Raw genomic sequence first — 18,725 nt, 5'->3', positions numbered from 1 at the left:
AAGGGGAAAACCATGATCCGTTCTTTATGGATTGCTAAAACTGGGTTGGATGCACAACAGACAAACATGGATGTGATTTCCAACAACCTCGCGAACGTCAGCACCAATGGTTTTAAACGCCAACGTGCGGTTTTCGAAGATTTACTGTATCAAACAATTCGTCAACCGGGTGCAATGACATCAGAACAGACGAATGCGCCGTCAGGTTTACAAATTGGTACAGGTGTTCGTCCTGTTGCGACTGAGCGTTTACACAGCCAAGGTAACTTAGCGCCAACAAACGGAACACGTGATGTGGCGATTAAAGGACAGGGTTTCTTCCATGTTCAGTTACCCGATGGTACAGACGCTTATACCCGTGATGGTGCATTCCAAATGGACCAAAATGGACAATTAGTGACAACCAGTGGTTTCCAAGTTGTGCCGGCAATTATTCTGCCTGAAACTGCGAAAAAGGTCATGATTGGTCGTGATGGTACTGTCAGTGTTGAGATTGAAGGTGATCCTGCTCCTCAACAAGTGGGTCAATTGACACTAACAACCTTTATTAATGACAGCGGATTAGAAAGTGTTGGTGAAAACTTGTACTTAGAAACCGCAAGTTCTGGCGCACCAACTGAAAATGCCCCTGGTATCAACGGCGCAGGTTTGTTGTATCAGGGATATGTTGAAACCTCTAACGTTAACGTAGCTGAAGAGCTGGTCAATATGATCCAGACTCAACGTGCTTATGAAATTAACAGTAAAGCGATTTCAACATCTGATCAGATGTTACAGAAACTAACGCAACTCTAATTTCGTTTGTTCATTAGCCTGACAGGGTTTCCTGTCAGGCGTATTACTAAAAGAGTATCGAAGATGGATACAAAGGTCATTACTGACAATTCTGGGGCAAGAAAGCTTAGTGTCAGATGGCGTCGTCATCAACGTTTAGGTACCGCCCTGTTGGTACTGACACTGTCGGGATGCGCATATATACCCAAAAAACCGTTAGTAGAAGGTAATACAACGGCGGTTCCAACGGCACCGACTGCACCGGCACCCAATGGCTCTATTTTTCAGGCAACTCAGCCTGTTTATTTTGGCTATCAACCTCTATTTGAAGATAGACGTCCTCGAAATATAGGCGATACGCTGACGATTACATTGCAAGAGAATGTCAGTGCAAGCAAAAACTCATCTGCAAATGCCAGCCGTAATGGTAAAGCAGGATTCCTTGCTGCGATTACGCCGGGATTCTTGGAAGGGGTGTTTGGTAATAAACGTACAGATATGAGTATGGAAGGAAATAGTGACTTTGGCGGTAAAGGTGGCGCAAATGCGAACAATACCTTTAAAGGCACCATTACTGTTACCGTCGATCAGCTTCTTGCCAATGGAAACCTGCATGTTATTGGCGAAAAGCAAATTGCTATCAATCAAGGTACTGAATTTATCCGTTTTTCAGGTGTTGTGAACCCAAGAACTATCAGTGGTGCTAATACCGTAAATTCAACCCAAGTTGCTGATGCTCGTATTGAATATATCGGAGACGGTTATATCAATGAAGCACAGTCTATGGGATGGCTACAACGCTTCTTCTTAAATGTATCACCTTTTTAATGAGTAGGGTCCAGATGAAAAAAATAGCGATGAGCCTTTTCTTTATCGTGATGACATGTGTCGGTTTTTCCGCTCATGCCGAACGGATCAGAGATCTCACCTCTGTTGAAGGGGTAAGAGAAAATGCGCTGATTGGTTATGGTTTGGTCGTGGGATTAGATGGAACGGGTGACCAAACAATGCAAACCCCGTTTACCACGCAAAGTCTGAATAACATGCTCTCACAATTGGGGATCACAGTACCACCCGGCACCAATATGCAATTGAAAAACGTTGCTGCGGTAATGGTAACTGCAAAATTACCGCCTTTTGGTCGTACAGGGCAATCCATCGACGTTGTTGTTTCATCCTTAGGTAATGCAAAAAGCTTACGTGGTGGTACGTTGCTGATGACACCGTTAAAAGGTGTTGATAATCAGGTTTATGCTTTAGCACAAGGCAATATTATTGTCGGGGGAGCGGGTGCATCTGCGGGTGGTAGTAGTGTTAAAGTTAACCAGTTAGCGGGTGGACGCATTAGTAGCGGTGCTATCATTGAACGTGAACTGCCTTCGCAGTTTGGTCAAACAGGTCTGCTGAACTTACAACTGAATGAAGAAAACTTCACTTTGGCACAACACATCTCTGATACGGTTAATAAATTACGAGGTGTGGGTACTGCTATTCCTTTAGATGCACGTACAGTTCAATTACGTGTTCCTATTGGTAAAAGTGAACAAGTACGTTTCTTGGCTGAAGTACAGAATCTCGAAATTAAACGTGTTGTTGCAGATGCGAAAGTGATCATCAATGCAAGAACGGGTTCTGTTGTTATGAATCGTGATGTGACATTAGGAAGCTGTGCGATTGCTCAAGGTAACCTTTCCGTTACGGTTGATAGCCAAGTGAATGTAAGCCAGCCTAATACTCCGTTTGCGGGTGGTAGCACTGTTGTAACGCGTAATACCAGCGTAAATATGAGTGAACAAGGTGGCTCATTACAGCAAGTGAATGCAAGCGCAAGCTTAAACGAAGTGATCCGCACATTAAATGCACTGGGTGCAACACCAACAGATTTAATGTCAATTTTGCAAGCAATGGAAAGCGCGGGTTGCTTACGTGCGAGATTGGAGATTATCTGATGAAAGATTTATCTCTGCTTTCTTCGATGCCGACGATGTCAGCGCCGGCATATGATAGTAATGCATTGAATAAACTCAAATATCAGGTTGGACAAAATGCTGATCAGCAAGGGCTGCGCCAAGTGGCGCAGCAACTTGAAGGCGTTTTCGTTCAAATGATGTTAAAAAGCATGCGTGATGCTATTCCTCAAGAAAGCATGTTCAACTCAGAAAGTACCAAGATGTACACCTCTCTTTATGATCAACAAATCGCTCAAGACTTATCACAAAAAGGCTTGGGCTTTGCTGACATGATAGAAAAACAACTTTCTGCCAAAGTCACGATGGACCCTAGCGAAATGGCGGGTAAAACACCGATGCCATTAGATGGCAGTGATATTTTTCAATCCATGCCAACACAAGCCTTGGGGCAAATTTATCGTGCTATGCAGCCTTATCAAAATGCAGTTGAAAGTACGATTGGTAAGCTTAAGGGCTTATCTGAAAGCAGTGCTTCTTTTGCATCAAAACTGTTAGGACCTGCGAAGCAAGCCACAGAAGGTACTGGTGTACACCATCTTTTAGTTGTTGCTCAAGCCGCGCTTGAATCAGGTTGGGGTAAACGTGAAATTCTAACCGGTGACGGCAAACCAAGTTATAACCTGTTTGGTATCAAAGCAGGAAGTAGCTGGAAAGGGCCTGTTACGAATATCATGACAACCGAAGTGATTGATGGTAATTCGATTAAAATGCGTGATAATTTCCGTGTTTATGGCTCCTATGTTGAAGCTATTCAAGATTACCTCAGACTTATCACTGAAAGCCCTCGTTACGCCAAAGTACCTCAAGCTCAAACCCCTGAACAAGCGGCTTATCGTATTCAAGAAGCGGGTTATGCCACCGATCCGGGTTATGCGAAAAAACTGGTTTCAATTATTGGTCAATTAAAAGAAAGTGGTGAGCAAGTTGCTAAAACTTATACTCACGATTTAAGCGACCTATTTTAATTACTTTCCCCTCAAGTTTAGAGGGGAAGAACCGATAATAAAGACCAGAGCATCCATTTAACTTGCCAGCTATGCTCCGTGCATACGGGTGATGACTAAACGTAAAAGGATAGACAAATGTCCAATAGTTTAATTAATACAGCGATGAGCGGACTTAATGCGGCACAAGCTGCGATGAGCACTGTGAGTAATAATATCGCTAACCAAAATGTAAAATGGTACAACCGTCAAATGACTGTTTTTAATGAAAACAGCGGCACAATGACCGGTAATGGTTATATCGGTAATGGTGTTAATGTTAGCCGTATTCATCGTGAGTATAACGAATTCCTTGCCGGTCAAATGAACCGTGCAATGTCAAAACAAAGCGCACTTAATAGCTATACCCAAAATATCTCACAAATTAATGATTTGTTAGCAGATAAAGGGAATGACGTTTCAAGTGCGATTGACGAATTTTTTACCAGCTTACCCAACGTGACCAATAATGCAGAAGATAATCCTGCACGTACAACGGTTATTGGTAAAGCGGAAGCAATGGTTAATATGTTTGCTAAAGCAGACCAATCATTGCGTGATCTAGAAAAAGATATTAATAGTCAGGTGACTAACACCTCTAAAAATATCAATGAATATACAAAACAGATCGCAAAACTAAATAACGAAATTAGTCGTTCTAAAGGCTTTAATGGTGCTGATCCTAACGACTTATTAGACCAACGTGATCGTTTAATTCAAGAACTAAACACACTGGTTGATGTTCAAGTAACTCAACAAGACGGCGGTTTTGTTAACGTCACATTTGCTAATGGTTTGCCATTAGTATCTGGTACTCGCTCTTATGAAGTTTCTGCTGTTCCATCAAGCAAAAATAGCGAACGCCTTGTTATTGGTTATAGCAACGGTATTGATGAAGTTCGTGAAGTGGATGCAAAACGTATTAAAGGTGGCGAACTTGGCGGTGCATATCGTAGCCGTGAAGAAGTATTAGATCCAAGTCGTAACCAATTAAATCAATTAGCTTTAGTGTTGGGTGATCAATTTAATAAACAACACGAGCAAGGTTTTGATTTAAATGGCGACAAAGGTGAAAAATTCTTCGACCTTGGTGGTGCTCATGTTATGCCTAACGGTAAAAATAAAGGTGATGCTAATTTTACTGTTGAATATGCAGATACGAAACAAGTTAAAGCCGCCGAATATACAGTTAAATATGAAAGTGGCAAATGGAACGTCACTGTAGAGCCGGGTAATCGTAAATTTGAAGCGACTCCTGATGCTACAACAGGTGAATTGAAATTCGAAGGCATGAGTATCAAGGTCAATGGTACAGCACAAGAAGGTGATTCCATTGTTGTTCAATCCGTAGGTAATGTGATTGCAGGTATGGGTGTTGCAATTACCGATCCAAGTAAGATTGCGGCAGCAGGCTCTAAAGATACAGGCCCTAGTGATAACGAAAACATGAAAAAACTGTTTGAGTTACCCGATGCAAAAGTTATTGATGGAAAAACAACAATTGCTGGTGGCTATGGTTCACTGATCAGTATGGTCGGTAACAAAGTAAATACCGCACAAGTTGACTTCGATGCTCAGGTTTCTATCACTAAAAGTATTGTAGAACAACAACAGTCTGTTTCTGGTGTGAACTTGGATGAAGAGTACGGTGAGATGTATCGCATTCAAGAATACTACATGGCAAATGCAAAAGTTATTCAAACTGCAAACAGTATGTTTGATGCCATTATGCAAGTTTTCTAAGTAACCCTTCATCAGAATAAGGAATATCACTGTGCGTTTAAGTTCAAATCAAATTTTTAGCCAGCGAGTGGACAATATCACTAGTTCACAAAGCAAATGGATGACTGAAGGAAATAAAATCTCCAGTGGTCGTCGTGTTGAAAAACCATCAGATGATCCAATGGCGGCATCTCAAGCGGTAATGGTTAAACAATCTGAATCTCGTAATCAGCAGTATGCGACAGCGCGTGGATTTGCAAAAAATAGTATGTCTTTGCAAATGAGCTTAGCAAGCCAAATGGTTAATATTACGACTAAAATTCAAGAAACACTGGTTGCAGCGGGTAACGATGCAACATTAAGTGATGAAGACCGTTCATCACTAGCTGATCAATTACAAGGTTTAAAAGATCAGTTAGTGGGTATTGGTAACACAAAAGATGGTGTTGGCCGTTATATTTTTGCAGGTTTCCAATCTGATAAACCACCTTTTGTGGCTGATGCAACAGGTAAAATCACCTATCAAGGTGGTGATAAGCAAATTACCCAAAAAGTAGATAGTAATATTGAAATGGTCACTAACTTTACAGGGATCGAAACATTACAATCTTCAGGGAGTAAAGGGACTGCGCCAGATATTTTTGAAGCATTAGACGGTGCTATCACTGCGTTACGTGAACCTTTAGCAGGTAAACCACAAGCTGATCGCGATGCGGCATTAGAAAAAATTGATGAAGCAAACCGTGTTAACCGTGCAACGTTAAATAACATTTCAAGTGTAGAGGCTAAATTAGGTTTACAACTTCAAGAGCTTGATAACTTAGATGATTTAGGTGCGGATACTTCTTTAAGAAATGCAAAACGTTTAAGTGAACTGCGTGAATTAGATTGGACACAAGCGATTTCAGATTATTACCAAGAAGAGTCTGTATTACAGGCTTCTTATAAAGTCTTTAACGACATGAAAGATATGTCGATGTTCAAAATGTATCGCTAATTATTTAGTATCGTCTTAAGATATTTTGATATCACCCCTGGTATTTATTTATCAGGGGATTTTTTTATTTATAAAAGCAATAAACTATATTTTCTTTTTTAATGCCAAGAATAAGATTTTTTCTTGAGTCGAAGAAGCTTTGAAACCATGATGAAGATAAAAATGTTTTGCGCTTTCAGTTAAAGCATGAACCATAATCGCTCTAACACCAATGTTTTCAGCTACATGATGACAACGCAAAACAGCATCTCTTAACAAATCGGCACCAAGGCCTCTTCCATGAAAAGTTTTATCAACAGCCAGTCTAGCTAAAATGATCACGGGTATTGGATCTGGCATATTACGACGAATATGACTAATTGCTTCAGTATGGTTAACACTACCTGTCGCTAAAGAATAGTACCCAACAACACGTTTTTTATTTTTTTCACAGACCACAAATGTACGTGATGCACCTAAGAATTGGTTTTTTAAACCTCTTTGTTTTATCCAGTTATCTAATACATTTTCACTACTATAAAAATCAGCCACTTCATGTGAATTTGATAACGGCTCAGGTGCTGTTACTTTTCCCATAATGGTTTTCTCATTAATAACTTTTCAAGAGCAGGGTCAATATCAACCGGCGCATCAATAATTTCTATAAATTCCGCATATTGAGCATCATTTAAATTAAAGGTTCTACGGTCTAAAATGACGTCTTCAGCAGCTTGGCACGCTGTCTCAAGAATAAAGTCAGTACGAGATTTATGGAGAATTTCAGCAGCAGTATCAATAAGTGCGCGTTGTGATTCTTTAGCGCGAATATTGAGTTGTACGTCAGCTTTCATATCACGCCTCCTTGTATAGCAATTGATATACAAGGATTGTAGAATAAACAAACAATATTAGCTACAAAAAAGCGGATAAATTTTAATTCGAGGACTGCGATTAAAAATAAGTCGATTTAAATCTCAAGAAACCAACTGCTGTAATATTAAAGTGATGCGATTAAACGTATCGCTAAAGACGCGCTCTGTAAATACAGGTAATGCAGGCATAATCATGGATAAGGCTAACATACCGATAGTCAGCGTAAGAGGGAAACCAACCACAAAGACAGAAAGCTGTGGTGTCATACGGTTTAGAATACCTAATGAAAGATTAAGTACCAAAAGTAGGGTGATTAATGGCATGGCTAGCATCATACCGTTAATAAAGATTGTGCCACCACTTTGCACTAAAGTAAGAATACCTAAAGAGTTAAAAGTCTGATTTCCAATAGGAACAACATAGAACGTATCAACTAATATAGACAATAGCCATAAATGACCATCAAAGACCATAAATAACAGCATTGTTAGCATATTAAAAATACGCGCCAGAATAGGCATATTAGGGCCACCCGATGGATCGACGAAAGTAGCGAATGAAAGCCCCATCTGTAAACCAATCACTTCACCAGCATGGCGAACAGAAGCGAACGCCAACTGCATCGATAACCCTAGAATTGTACCAATCAAAATTTGTTGCAATAGTACCCAAAAGGCAATAAGCGAGAATAAAGGCACATTACTTTGGGGTAAGCCCGGTGCAACTAATGCGGTAATCAAAAAGGCGAGTGCAATGCGAAATTTTTTAGGTGTTTGTCTTTCACTAAATAGCGGTGCAGTGCTAAAAAGGGCGAGTATACGCACAAATGGCCAGAAAAAATCACTAATGTAGCCGTTAAGCATTTCACTGGTCAGGGTTATCATTGCTATTAACCAATCATCCCAGGAATGCCAGTAAATAAGTTATGCATATAATCGACAAGTAAACTTAACATCCAAGGGCCGGCAACTAAAATCGCGGCTAATACAGCAAGAATTTTCGGGATAAACGATAATGTCATTTCGTTTATCTGTGTTGCAGCTTGGAGCATACTGATCACAAGACCCGTCACCAGAGCGGACAATAAAAGAGGGCCTGCTAGTGATAAAGCGATTTTCATCGCTTCAGTACCTAGTGCTAAGACGGATTCTGGTGTCATGGGGTTACCTCTGCGCTAATTGAAAAAGCTTTGTGCAAGCGAGCCTAATATTAATTGCCAACCATCGACTAAAACAAAAAGCATAAGTTTAAATGGCAATGAAACTGTGGCAGGTGGCACCATCATCATACCTAGCGCCATCAACACACTGGCAACAACTAAGTCGATAATAAGAAAAGGAATAAAAATCATAAAACCGATCTGGAAGGCGGTTTTTAGCTCACTCGTAATATAAGCGGGCACCAAAATACGCATTGGTACACTTTCGCGAGTTTCAAACGCAGGTGCATCGGCAAGGCGAGCAAATAGAGCTAAGTCAGTTTCACGAGTTTGTTGCATCATAAACTGGCGCAAAGGTTTAGAGCCATTTTCTAAGGCTTGTTCAAAGGTAATTTGATCTTCAGTAAATGGCATATAGGCATCTTGATAAATTTTATCAAAAACCGGTGCCATAATGAAAAAGGTCATAAATAACGCCAAACCAAGAACGACCTGGTTTGGTGGTGCAGAAGGTGTACCTAAAGCATTACGTAATAATCCAAGGACAATAATAATGCGGGTAAAACTCGTCATCATCAGCAAAACAGCAGGAATAAACCCTAAAGCTGTAATGAAGATTAATGTTTGAACTGGCAATGACCAACTTTGGCCACCACCCGGTAAAGGCTGTGTAATAACGCCCGGAAATTGGGCAAACGCACTGCTAGGTAACAAGATTAAAACCAGCACACTAGCGAAGAGACGCCAACGCTTTAATGCGTTAAAAAAAGTGACACACTGATGCATTATGAGTTGCCTTTATCTCGCTTTAGCGTTTTTTGTAATATTTGAGTAAACAATGGCGATGTTGGTGATGAGGTCGCTTCCTGCGAGGCTTTATCAGGGACGGGTAATTTATGCAACAGATTTACCTGTGATGCAGTTACCCCTAATACGAGCCATTCCTGTTCAATTTCAACAACCACCACACGTTCTTTCGCACCTAATGAACAACTTGCTTTGACGCTAAGTTGTGCTGTTGTTCCTTTAAATGAACCACGGGTAAAGCCAAAACGGCGAAATAACCACATAGCAACAATAATAAGAACGATGATGCCTGCAAGTGCCGTGCTAACTTGAGCAAGGCTTTGACCCACAGGCAACGGTTGTGTAGGTGTTTGAACAGTTTGTGTTGTAGCGGGTGCGGTAGTATTTACCGCACCTTGGCTGGAAAAGGAAGGAAGCTGTTCCATAGATTAACGGCTCAGACGACGCATACGTTCTGATGGTGTAATGATATCGGTAATGCGAATACCGTATTTATCAGAAACAACCACAACTTCACCTTGAGCGATTAAATAGCCATTGATAAGAATATCAAGAGGCTCACCAGCTAAACCATCGAGTGAAACGACAGAGCCTTGCGACAGGCTAAGTAATTTTTTAATGGTCATTTTGGTGCGACCTAACTCTACTGTTAATTTGACGGGAATATCCATAATCAAATTGATGTCAGAGAGATGATTCAGCGCATCGTCTTCAGGTAAAAGATGTTCAAATAGATCGGAACTATTATCCTGGCTTTTCCCAGTTTGCTGTTCCATTGCATCAGCCCACATATCCTCAGCCGATTGTGAATTATCAGTTGGGCGATTTGCATCACTCATTGGTTTGTTCCTCATCCAGAGCGTTTAAAACAGGGTTAATTAGGTGTTCAACACGAAGGGCATATTGCCCATTTACTGTACCGTATTGGCTTGTTAATACGGGCACACCATCAACATGTGCAATCAATCTTTCTGGTTTATCAATCGGGATAACATCCCCTTCTTTAAGTGTTAACACTTTTGATAAACGCAGTGGGATGTCAGTAAAGTTTGCGACCAGTTCAAGCTCTGAATGCTGAACTTGGTTGACTAAACTATCTAACCAAACCCCATCTTCTTGACGAACATTTTCAATTGGTGGATTGATCAGTCGTTCACGTAATGGCTCAATCATGGCAAATGGGATACAAATACTAAATTCCCCAACCATTGAGCCAATTTCTACCTGAAAAGGTGTCGTAACAACAATGTCATTCGGTGATGAGGTGATATTGGTAAATTTCACCTGCATTTCAGAACGAACATATTCCACCTGAATTTTGAATATGGAATCCCAAGCATCACGGTAGGCATCAAGTGCCAGTTTCAACATTTTGTTGATGATCCGTTGCTCAGTGTTGGTAAATTCACGTCCTTCCACAGGGATTGGAAAACGGCCATCACCACCAAACAGGTTATCTACCGCGATATAAACCAGATTTGGTTCAAAGGTAAATAACGCTGTTCCTCGTAACGGTTTTAAATGCACCAAGTTAAGGTTTGTTGGCACAGGTAAGTTACGAGCAAAGTCGTGATAAGGGTGAATTTTAACGCCACCAACAGTAATGTCAGGACTCCGACGGAGCATGTTAAACAGCCCCATACGGAATTGACGTGCAAAGCGTTCGTTAATAATTTCTAACGACTGTAAACGTTCTCGAACCACACGACGTTGCGTGTTGGGGTCATAAGGCTGAATATCCGGTTCATTCGGATCCTTCGCTATCGCAGGTTCCCTGTTCGCGCTTTTTTTGGCGTCGTCACCTGATGTGTCATCATTCAGCAGAGCATCAATCTCTGCCTGTGAAAGGATATTATCGCTCATAATGATTATCGCAGAATAAACGTGGTAAACAGTACATCGGAGAGGATCTGTTCAGATTCTCCCGGTACGAGAGTCGGTCTCAGCGTTTCTTTTACATCCGTCATTAGCTGGAGTTTTCCATTGTCTGTCGCGAGCTTATTAGCCTGTTGACGAGAAAGCAGTAATAACAAGCGGCTACGAACCTCAGGTAAATAATCATGTAGACGCTTACGAGTGTCTTCATTATGCAATCTTAATGTGATCCCTATGTAGAGCACTCTGTCTAAGTGTTCTTCGTCATCAATTAGATTTACCGTAAAGGGTTCTAATGACATAAAAACGGGTGCTGGTATAACTTTTTGCTGACTAGTGCCCGCTGAACCTGATTTAGCATGCTTCAATGCCCACCAACTATATCCACCGAATGCCGCTGCAATAATGGCGATCACCAATAAAACGATGATCAGAATTAAGCTATAGCTTTTACGTTCATTGCTGTAATTAGACATGGACAGTTAAATTCCTGTTTTGTAGTGGATACGTGTTCACTGTTGTGGACTTCCATATCCATCTAAATCAACCTTAATTATCCCGCTATTTCTGTTTTTTAATTGCAGAAACAGATAGGGAAAAAACCATTAACTCTTACGTTTATTGACATAGTGTGTCCTCCCAATACATTTGTATTAGGCGAAAATATCAACACCACCACGAGCAGATGCTAATTCTTGAGGCGTAAGGGTTATCTTTTGTAGTGCCGTTTCAGAGGCTAATTGCAGAGAATTACCCTCGCTTCCTTGATGATTATCGGCACCATCTCCACTAAATTGAGAGGAATCTGACATATTTTGTTGTTGCCAACTGTCATTAGTGTCGCTAGACACCTGACTCTGCGTGAGCTGGATCCCATTTTCAGAGAGAGCTTGACGCAATTGATGCATGGCATTTTCTAATACAGAACGAACTTGCCCGTTTTGTGACGCAAGGTGTAACTGCGCTTGCCCATCTTCTATTTTCATGCGGATATGCAATGAACCTAGCTCTTCAGGGTGTAAACGTAGCTCTGCCTTTTGTAAGCCATTACGGCTAAACATCACAATTTGTTGATTAAGTTGCTGTTGCCACTCTTGTGTTCCCACTTGTGCATTTAATACCTGTGTTGCCATTGGTGAAAATTGCATTTGTGGTTGTGCTGAAGAGTGAGCATGGCCTGTAATACTTTGTGAAGCCAAAGAAGAAGAGGTAGAAAGGGTGTTGTGAAGATCAGTTTCTACAACACGATTACCCGTCACCATTTGCTGAGCAACATTGTCCGCTAATTTTGTATTTGCAACTTGCTTATCGCCGTTTAGCAATGCATTCACTTTTTCTGCTGTAGGCGTTAAAAGTGTTGCGATGCTATCGGCTTTTTTGGCAGAAGGTTTTTCTGTTTGATTAGCAGCGGTAAGTGTACTTTCTGTTGCTAATGTCGCTGTCTCTGGACGTAGCTGGGTTAACAAGGACTTTTCATCTGATTTTGATAGATTAAGCTTGTCGGTAAGGTTGAAGTCCGACATATCGTTATCTTTTGAAATAGTACGTGCTAACGAGGCTAAACCTTCATCTCGTTTAACTGATCGAGGCTGTTGTAATGCTTGAGTCAGTTGTTCTGAGGGAAGGGTAAGGCGCTTTAATCCGGGTAGTCCTGCTAACTGAACAGGAAGTTCAGCGGCAAGCTCTTCTGCTGACATTAATAAAGAAGGGGTTTTGTTTTCAACAATAGCCGCAAATTGTTCATTATCCGGCAAAGTAAGAGTCAATTGAGATTTCTCAAGAGATGACTCTTCTATCACATTGGGTTCTGTGGTGACAGACGCAAGATGACTACCGTCTTCTTTTGTTTTGTCTTCATCAGAGTGTGAATGTGCTTTGTTTTCTTTCGTTGAAGGGTTTGTGATATTAGCTGTCTTTTTATCACTCTGTGCATTTTGAGGTTGAGAGCCCAAAAGCTGAGCAAATGTCGGGGCATTATCACCGGGCTGACTATTTGAAGCGGATGTCGTTCCCGGAGAGGCTGCGGCGACATCCATGGTCAGAAGCGTTATCTCCATCAAGTTGTTCTCCGTAAAGTACTACGCTGTGCGTACTCGTCCATTTGTTTCTGTTCAATACGATCAAGATGTCGCTTACGGCTATCTTCAGCGCGTTGCTCCAAAGTCTCAAATGCATTGAGTCGTTGCTGTTTTTCTCTCCATTGTTCAGTTGCAAGATCAAGTTGCGCCTGCCAATGTTGAAGTTGTTGTTTATGTTGTTCGATAGTCAATTCGAGCGTTTTGAGAAATTGTTGGTAGTTTTGCCACGATGCTGACGACATCCCCCCTAAATTTAACGTTTCATTTAGACGTACACGGTATTCATCCTGATACCCAATCAACATATTGAGTTGCTGTTCCATTTGTTGATGACTCTGCCGGACCTGAGCCAGTTGAATAGCGGCTTGTTCAGCCGCTGTCTGTGCCAGTTCTCTCAGTGTCACTAAAGGTGACTGCTCCCGCATTGGAACCCTCTTTACTTTCTCTGATTATGTTCAGAATTAGTTTACTGTGATCAGTTGATTAAGTTGCTCACATGCACTTTGATAACTGCATTGCTCTTGGATATCTTGTTGTAAGAACTTCGCGAGGGACGGATAAAGAGCAATCGCTTTATCAAGCATAGGATCACTGCCCGCAGCATAAGCACCTACGTTAATTAAATCGCGGTTACGTTGATAACTCGATAAAAGCTGTTTAAACACTTGCACACGACGATAATGTGTTTTATCAATCAGTGACGTCATTGCACGGCTAATAGATGCTTCGATATCGATAGCAGGGTAGTGCCCAGATTCTGCAAGAGAACGCGAAAGCACGATATGGCCATCTAAAATCGCACGCGCGGAGTCTGCAATTGGATCTTGCTGATCATCACCTTCCGTTAAAACAGTATAGAAAGCCGTGATAGAGCCACCACCATCAACACCATTTCCCGCACGTTCGACCAGCGCTGGCAATTTAGCGAAGACAGAAGGCGGATAGCCTTTGGTTGCAGGCGGTTCGCCTACGGCAAGGGCAATTTCACGTTGAGCCATACTGTAACGTGTAAGTGAATCCATAATCAGTAAGACGTGTTTTCCGCGATCACGAAAATCTTCAGCAATACGTGTTGCATAAGAAGCACCTTGCATACGAAGAAGTGGTGATACGTCAGCAGGTGCTGCTACAACCACAGAGCGCGCTAAGCCTTCAGTACCGAGAATATTTTCGATAAAGTCTTTAACTTCACGTCCACGTTCACCAATTAATCCAACAACAATCACATCTGCCTGAGTAAAACGCGCCATCATGCCTAATAGCACACTCTTACCCACACCAGAGCCTGCAAAAAGCCCCATACGCTGACCACGACCCACCGTTAACAGTGAGTTGATTGCACGCACGCCCACATCCAATACATCAGTAATAGGAGTACGTTGTAGCGGGTTGATAGGCGGTGTGATCAGGGGTGCGCGATAACCGGTATCTGGTGGTGGTAAACCATCTAAAGGATAACCAGAGCCATCTAAAACACGCCCTAACAGCGCATCACCAAGAGGCAATTGGCGACCTTCGTTTTCACCACCCGGAGTTGCCTGTGCATAAACACGGGCACCCGGTGTTAATCCCTCGACTTCCTGTAAAGGCATTAACAACATTTGGCTACCGTTGAACCCAACGACTTCACTTTCAACTTCTTCAACAGTTTTACCAATGGTACGTTCTATTAAACACGTAGAGCCAAGGGGCATAACAAGCCCCTTAGCTTCCATGACTAAACCTGTTGCTCTGGTTAAACGACCATATTGACGTACACGCGGAATTTTATTTAAACGCGCTTCTGCATCACTGAGTTTTTCTAACCAACGCCCTAATCTTGCTGTCATTACAACGCCTCCGGAGCAGCAAGACGACAAAGCTCATGCCAACGAGTTGCAATCGTGGCATCGAGATCGCCATCATTTGTCACAACACGGCATCCACCAACATGAATACTGTTATCGGCAACCACTTTCCAACCATGAGCAGAAAGTGAATCACCCAGCTCTTTTTCAATCTGTGGAATATGTTTTGGGTTAACTCTTAACTGTGGGTTGTTTGAGAACATTTGTTCTTGTTGCAACATTAAGGTTATTTGCGCCAGTAATGCAGAACCATCACAAACAGCAGGCTGACCTAAAACTTCTTTTGCTGCTGTGAGGGCGATTTGCATTAAACGTGAAGCAATAACACTGTCTAACCCATTTAAAGAGTGCCTAAACTCAGCCAATAATCCTTGCCATTCATTAATTAATGGTGATTGTTGAGCAATGCCTTGGCGAATACCTTCTTCAATACCTGATTGTAATCCAGCCTGATAGCCTTCCTGATAACCCTGGTTTTTCCCTGCCTCAAAGCCCTCAGCGTGGCCCAATTTCTGGGCCTTGTCTTTCATGTCATCAAGCATATTAATTTGCTCAAGAACTTTCTGTTGCTGAACGACTTCTTTTTCCTGTTTTTCGACTTCCTTTTCGTCTTCTGTCGTTTCCTCGACAGTTAATGCCCAATCAGTGAGTTCTTTTGGAACCCAAGGCTTCCAGTTAGTATCAGTATGTTTATCAGACATAGGTATCGTCTCCTCCATGAAGAACAACCTCTCCAGTCTCTGCTAATTTGCGTACCACAAGCAGAATTGCTTTCTGCTCTGCTTCCACTTGAGACATGCGAACAGGGCCGCGAGAACTCAAGTCATCACGCATGATCTCAGCAGCACGTTGCGACATATTGTTGAGGAAGTGATCGCGCAGCTCTTGATCGCATCCTTTCAATGCCACAACCAAGGAGTCGGATTCCACTTCCTGTAGAATGCGCTGGATAGAACGGTTGTCGATATCGATAAGATTTTCGAACAGGAACATTTCGTCGATAATTTTTTGTGCCAATTCGCCGTCGTAATCGCGAACCGCAGTGATGACATTCTCTTCTTGCTGGCTCTTCATCAAGTTGATGATTTCAGCAGCAGTACGAACACCACCCATTTTACTGCGTTTGAGGTTTTGACCATCAAGCAGGTTATTCAGTACTTCAGTTAACTCTGCTAATGCTGACGGCTGAACACCACCAAATGTTGCGATACGTAACATCACGTCATTACGTAATTTCTCATCAAACAGGGCAAGAATATCTGCCGCTTGACCCCGTTTGAGGTGAACCAAGATAGTTGCGATAATCTGCGGATGTTCGTCGCGGATAATATCGGCAGCCATTTGTGGTTCCATAAAGTTAAGTGTCTCGATACCCGTTGTTGTTTCACGAGTTTCAGAGATCTCATCTAATAGATTATTCGCACGTTCTTCACCCAAGGCTTTAACCAGAACAGAGCGTAAATAATCGTTCGCATTGACGTTCAATGCTGCGTATTGAACTGCGTCTTCTTCAAAGCTTGCCATAACATCAATCAATTGCTGATTTGAGATATGACGCATTGATGACATTGCAATACTCAGCTGTTGAACTTCGCGTGTACTTAGATGTTTAAATACTTCCGCCGCTCGGTCTTCACCGAGTGTTAGTAACATAACGGCGCTTTTTTCGGTTCCAGTTAAGTTATTACTCATTGCTCTTTACTCATCCATTGACGAATTACCATTGCGACGACACGAGGATCTTTCTCTGCCATTTCACGGATACGTTGGCTCTGCAATTCGGCACTCACACGTTTACGTGCTTGTTTACGTCTTGCTTCGTCATCTAATTCTGCTTCATCAACATCATCTTTAACTTGTAGCTTGGTTTTCAGTACAGCTTTCTGTGCCGCAACTTCAGCTTCACGGCGTTTCTCAAGCTGTGGTTTCACCAGTTTGCGCCATAAGATCCATGCGATGATGACAAGTAATAACCAGCGACCTAAATCTAATGCTTTCGCCAGAATTTCTGGATTTTCCCATACTGGAACAGTGATCACTTTCTCTTCAATATCGTTGAACTGCGAGTTTACGACACTTAAAGAGTCACCACGTTCTTGGGAATAGCCCATCGCTTCACGAACAAGCCCTTCAATTTGCTGAATTTGTTCATCAGTTAGCGGAACAAGTTTAGTTTCAACAATAGGCTCTTCGCCTTCAGCCGCTTCTTTCTTATCTTCAACTGTTTTGTAGTTCACAATAACAGCGACAGAAAGACGCTCAACATTACCGACTGGACGTTTGATATGGCGAATTCGGCGATCAACTTCATAGTTGGTTGTTTCATCTAAACGGCTATTGCTGTTTGGATTACGCGTTAATGTGCGATTCGTGCCCGTACCCGTTGCATTGGCGTCATCTGTTTTCTCACCTTCTTGCGCTTTTGGTGCTTCAATAGGCGCTTGAGGTGGAGCAACAGGCTGATTAGATAATGCACCAGGAACACCGCCAGCTAACATGCCACCATTTTGCTCACTTTGGCTCAACTGTTTTGAACGTACAGCGGCTTGGTTTGGCGGCTGGTTTGGTTTGTACTCTTCCGCTGTTTCTTCGGTATGAGAGAAATCAACTTGAGCCGTCACCTGTGCATGAACATTTCCACGACCTACAATTGGGCCTAATAACGTTTCAATGCGTTGCTGGTAACGATTTTCTAGCTCTTGAACATATTTCAGTTGGGTAGAGTTAAGGTCACGACCCATTGCATCAGGTTGTGTCAATAATTTACCGCTTTGATCAACGATGGTCACACTGCTGTCGGGCATGCCCGCAACACTGCTCGCAACGATATGCACGATGGCATTAATTTGACCTTCATCCAGCGCTCTACCCTGTAAAAGACCCACCGTAACGGATGCAGAAGGGGATTTCTGTTCACGAACAAAAAGAGATGGCTTTGGTAGTGCTAAATGAACACGAGCATTTTGTACAGGACCTAATGTCTCGATAGTGCGAGCAAGCTCACCTTCAAGTGCACGTTGATAGTTAATCTGTTCACTAAATTGGCTGATCCCGAACTTTTCTTTATCTAACAGTTCAAAACCGGCAGCGCCGCCTTTTGGAAGTCCCGCTTGCGCGAGTTTCAGGCGTAATTCATGAACCTGATTGTCAGGCACCATAATCGCCGTGCCATTTTGTGACAAGCGATAAGGTACATTCATCTGTGTTAACTGTGTGACAATTTCGCCACCGTCTTTATCGCTAAGATTACTATAAAGCACTTTATAATCAGGGCTTTGTAACCATAAAAATGCAGCAACAAAAATGGCAATAGCCGCCGAACCCGCAATAATGAGCGGAATTTTCGGATCGGCTTTTATCCGGTTAATAATGGCGTTAAAACCCTTATTCTGGTTCACAACGTCGGTTTTTTCGGCATTCATAGACAATCCTTGCCTTGTAGTTCGGGATGAATACTAAAAGCGTGGCGTAACAAAACAGACTCCCCTTACGCAAATAAATAAACCTACTCTCAGGTGTCTCATTATTGGCCTTTTGCGTTTCATTTAATGGCGTAATTAGCCCTTAACTTTTGCGTTAATTACTCGCTTTGGAATGAAGCCCCTGTGTTAGGGTATAACTCGGTAAGCGTGTTGGTTCACTTCCTTACTATGACATTGAT

At 42.2% G+C, this 18,725-nt stretch carries 21 protein-coding genes; 6 read left to right on the top strand and 15 right to left on the bottom strand.

Annotation, left to right across the window (positions count from 1 at the left end):
• Positions 1-12: 12 nt before the first annotated feature.
• From flgG to flgL, 6 genes are all read left to right on the top strand, one after another.
• Complete coding sequence (gene flgG / locus EHE21_RS11745; protein ID WP_088495219.1) at positions 13-795, top strand: flagellar basal-body rod protein FlgG; 783 nt, start codon at positions 13-15, stop codon at positions 793-795.
• 63 nt (positions 796-858) lie between these two features.
• On the top strand, positions 859-1,602 hold the full coding sequence (locus tag EHE21_RS11740; RefSeq protein WP_099075766.1) for a flagellar basal body L-ring protein FlgH: 744 nt from the start codon (positions 859-861) through the stop codon (positions 1,600-1,602).
• Between the two features lie 14 nt (positions 1,603-1,616).
• Positions 1,617-2,723: a flagellar basal body P-ring protein FlgI gene (locus EHE21_RS11735; RefSeq protein WP_194950773.1), complete on the top strand. Its 1,107-nt coding sequence runs from the start codon at positions 1,617-1,619 to the stop codon at positions 2,721-2,723.
• The gene (flgJ, locus tag EHE21_RS11730) at positions 2,723-3,709 is read left to right on the top strand and encodes a flagellar assembly peptidoglycan hydrolase FlgJ (protein WP_194950772.1); all 987 of its coding nucleotides are present in this window, start codon (positions 2,723-2,725) and stop codon (positions 3,707-3,709) included. Before EHE21_RS11735 ends, flgJ begins: the two co-directional genes overlap by 1 nt.
• A gap of 117 nt (positions 3,710-3,826) precedes the next feature.
• Entirely contained in the window at positions 3,827-5,470 is a 1,644-nt protein-coding gene (gene flgK, locus EHE21_RS11725; RefSeq protein ID WP_194950771.1) for a flagellar hook-associated protein FlgK, read from the top strand.
• 31 nt (positions 5,471-5,501) lie between these two features.
• A complete protein-coding gene (gene flgL, locus EHE21_RS11720; RefSeq protein WP_194950770.1) occupies positions 5,502-6,446 on the top strand; it encodes a flagellar hook-associated protein FlgL in 945 nt (314 codons plus the stop codon).
• 84 nt (positions 6,447-6,530) lie between these two features.
• Here the strand turns inward: flgL and EHE21_RS11715 are convergent, their stop codons facing one another.
• The 15 genes from EHE21_RS11715 to fliF all read right to left on the bottom strand — a co-directional run bounded on the left by EHE21_RS11715 (position 6,531) and on the right by fliF (position 18,486).
• Positions 6,531-7,022, bottom strand: a complete 492-nt coding sequence (locus EHE21_RS11715; RefSeq protein WP_194950769.1) for a GNAT family N-acetyltransferase — start codon at positions 7,020-7,022, stop codon at positions 6,531-6,533.
• The gene (locus EHE21_RS11710) at positions 7,010-7,276 is read right to left on the bottom strand and encodes a DUF1778 domain-containing protein (protein ID WP_075673024.1); all 267 of its coding nucleotides are present in this window, start codon (positions 7,274-7,276) and stop codon (positions 7,010-7,012) included. Before EHE21_RS11710 ends, EHE21_RS11715 begins: the two co-directional genes overlap by 13 nt.
• A 123-nt stretch (positions 7,277-7,399) precedes the next feature.
• Positions 7,400-8,182, bottom strand: a complete 783-nt coding sequence (gene fliR / locus EHE21_RS11705; protein ID WP_088495227.1) for a flagellar biosynthetic protein FliR — start codon at positions 8,180-8,182, stop codon at positions 7,400-7,402.
• Between the two features lie 5 nt (positions 8,183-8,187).
• On the bottom strand, positions 8,188-8,457 hold the full coding sequence (gene fliQ, locus EHE21_RS11700; protein ID WP_069367481.1) for a flagellar biosynthesis protein FliQ: 270 nt from the start codon (positions 8,455-8,457) through the stop codon (positions 8,188-8,190).
• Positions 8,458-8,472: 15 nt separating this feature from the next.
• Positions 8,473-9,243 carry a flagellar type III secretion system pore protein FliP gene (gene fliP / locus EHE21_RS11695; RefSeq protein ID WP_023581828.1) on the bottom strand — a complete coding sequence of 257 codons (771 nt, stop codon included), beginning with the start codon at positions 9,241-9,243 and terminating at the stop codon, positions 8,473-8,475.
• Positions 9,243-9,689, bottom strand: coding sequence for a flagellar biosynthetic protein FliO (fliO, locus tag EHE21_RS11690; RefSeq protein ID WP_023581829.1), 447 nt, complete (start codon positions 9,687-9,689; stop codon positions 9,243-9,245). The genes fliP and fliO overlap by 1 nt, the downstream gene beginning before the upstream one ends.
• Positions 9,690-9,692: 3 nt before the next feature.
• Positions 9,693-10,103: a flagellar motor switch protein FliN gene (gene fliN, locus EHE21_RS11685; RefSeq protein WP_023581830.1), complete on the bottom strand. Its 411-nt coding sequence runs from the start codon at positions 10,101-10,103 to the stop codon at positions 9,693-9,695.
• A complete protein-coding gene (fliM, locus tag EHE21_RS11680; RefSeq protein WP_023581831.1) occupies positions 10,096-11,127 on the bottom strand; it encodes a flagellar motor switch protein FliM in 1,032 nt (343 codons plus the stop codon). The genes fliN and fliM overlap by 8 nt, the downstream gene beginning before the upstream one ends.
• A 5-nt stretch (positions 11,128-11,132) precedes the next feature.
• Positions 11,133-11,615, bottom strand: a complete 483-nt coding sequence (gene fliL, locus EHE21_RS11675; RefSeq protein WP_006533151.1) for a flagellar basal body-associated protein FliL — start codon at positions 11,613-11,615, stop codon at positions 11,133-11,135.
• A gap of 177 nt (positions 11,616-11,792) precedes the next feature.
• Positions 11,793-13,196 (bottom strand): flagellar hook-length control protein FliK, encoded by a 1,404-nt coding sequence (locus EHE21_RS11670; RefSeq protein WP_194950768.1) that lies wholly within the window; start codon positions 13,194-13,196, stop codon positions 11,793-11,795.
• Complete coding sequence (gene fliJ, locus EHE21_RS11665; RefSeq protein ID WP_006533149.1) at positions 13,196-13,642, bottom strand: flagellar export protein FliJ; 447 nt, start codon at positions 13,640-13,642, stop codon at positions 13,196-13,198. The genes EHE21_RS11670 and fliJ overlap by 1 nt, the downstream gene beginning before the upstream one ends.
• Positions 13,643-13,678: 36 nt before the next feature.
• Positions 13,679-15,046 carry a flagellar protein export ATPase FliI gene (gene fliI / locus EHE21_RS11660; protein WP_088495230.1) on the bottom strand — a complete coding sequence of 456 codons (1,368 nt, stop codon included), beginning with the start codon at positions 15,044-15,046 and terminating at the stop codon, positions 13,679-13,681.
• Positions 15,046-15,765, bottom strand: coding sequence for a flagellar assembly protein FliH (gene fliH / locus EHE21_RS11655; protein WP_023581834.1), 720 nt, complete (start codon positions 15,763-15,765; stop codon positions 15,046-15,048). Before fliH ends, fliI begins: the two co-directional genes overlap by 1 nt.
• Entirely contained in the window at positions 15,758-16,756 is a 999-nt protein-coding gene (gene fliG, locus EHE21_RS11650) for a flagellar motor switch protein FliG (protein WP_023581835.1), read from the bottom strand. The genes fliH and fliG overlap by 8 nt, the downstream gene beginning before the upstream one ends.
• Positions 16,753-18,486 carry a flagellar basal-body MS-ring/collar protein FliF gene (fliF, locus tag EHE21_RS11645; protein WP_194950767.1) on the bottom strand — a complete coding sequence of 578 codons (1,734 nt, stop codon included), beginning with the start codon at positions 18,484-18,486 and terminating at the stop codon, positions 16,753-16,755. Before fliF ends, fliG begins: the two co-directional genes overlap by 4 nt.
• Positions 18,487-18,725: the final 239 nt, after the last annotated feature.

The sequence above is a fragment of the Proteus sp. GOKU genome (assembly GCF_015475555.1).
GTDB lineage: Bacteria > Pseudomonadota > Gammaproteobacteria > Enterobacterales > Enterobacteriaceae > Proteus > Proteus mirabilis_B.
The sequence above is the reverse complement of the archived record's forward strand: the minus strand, read 5'-3'. Positions and strand labels throughout refer to the sequence as shown.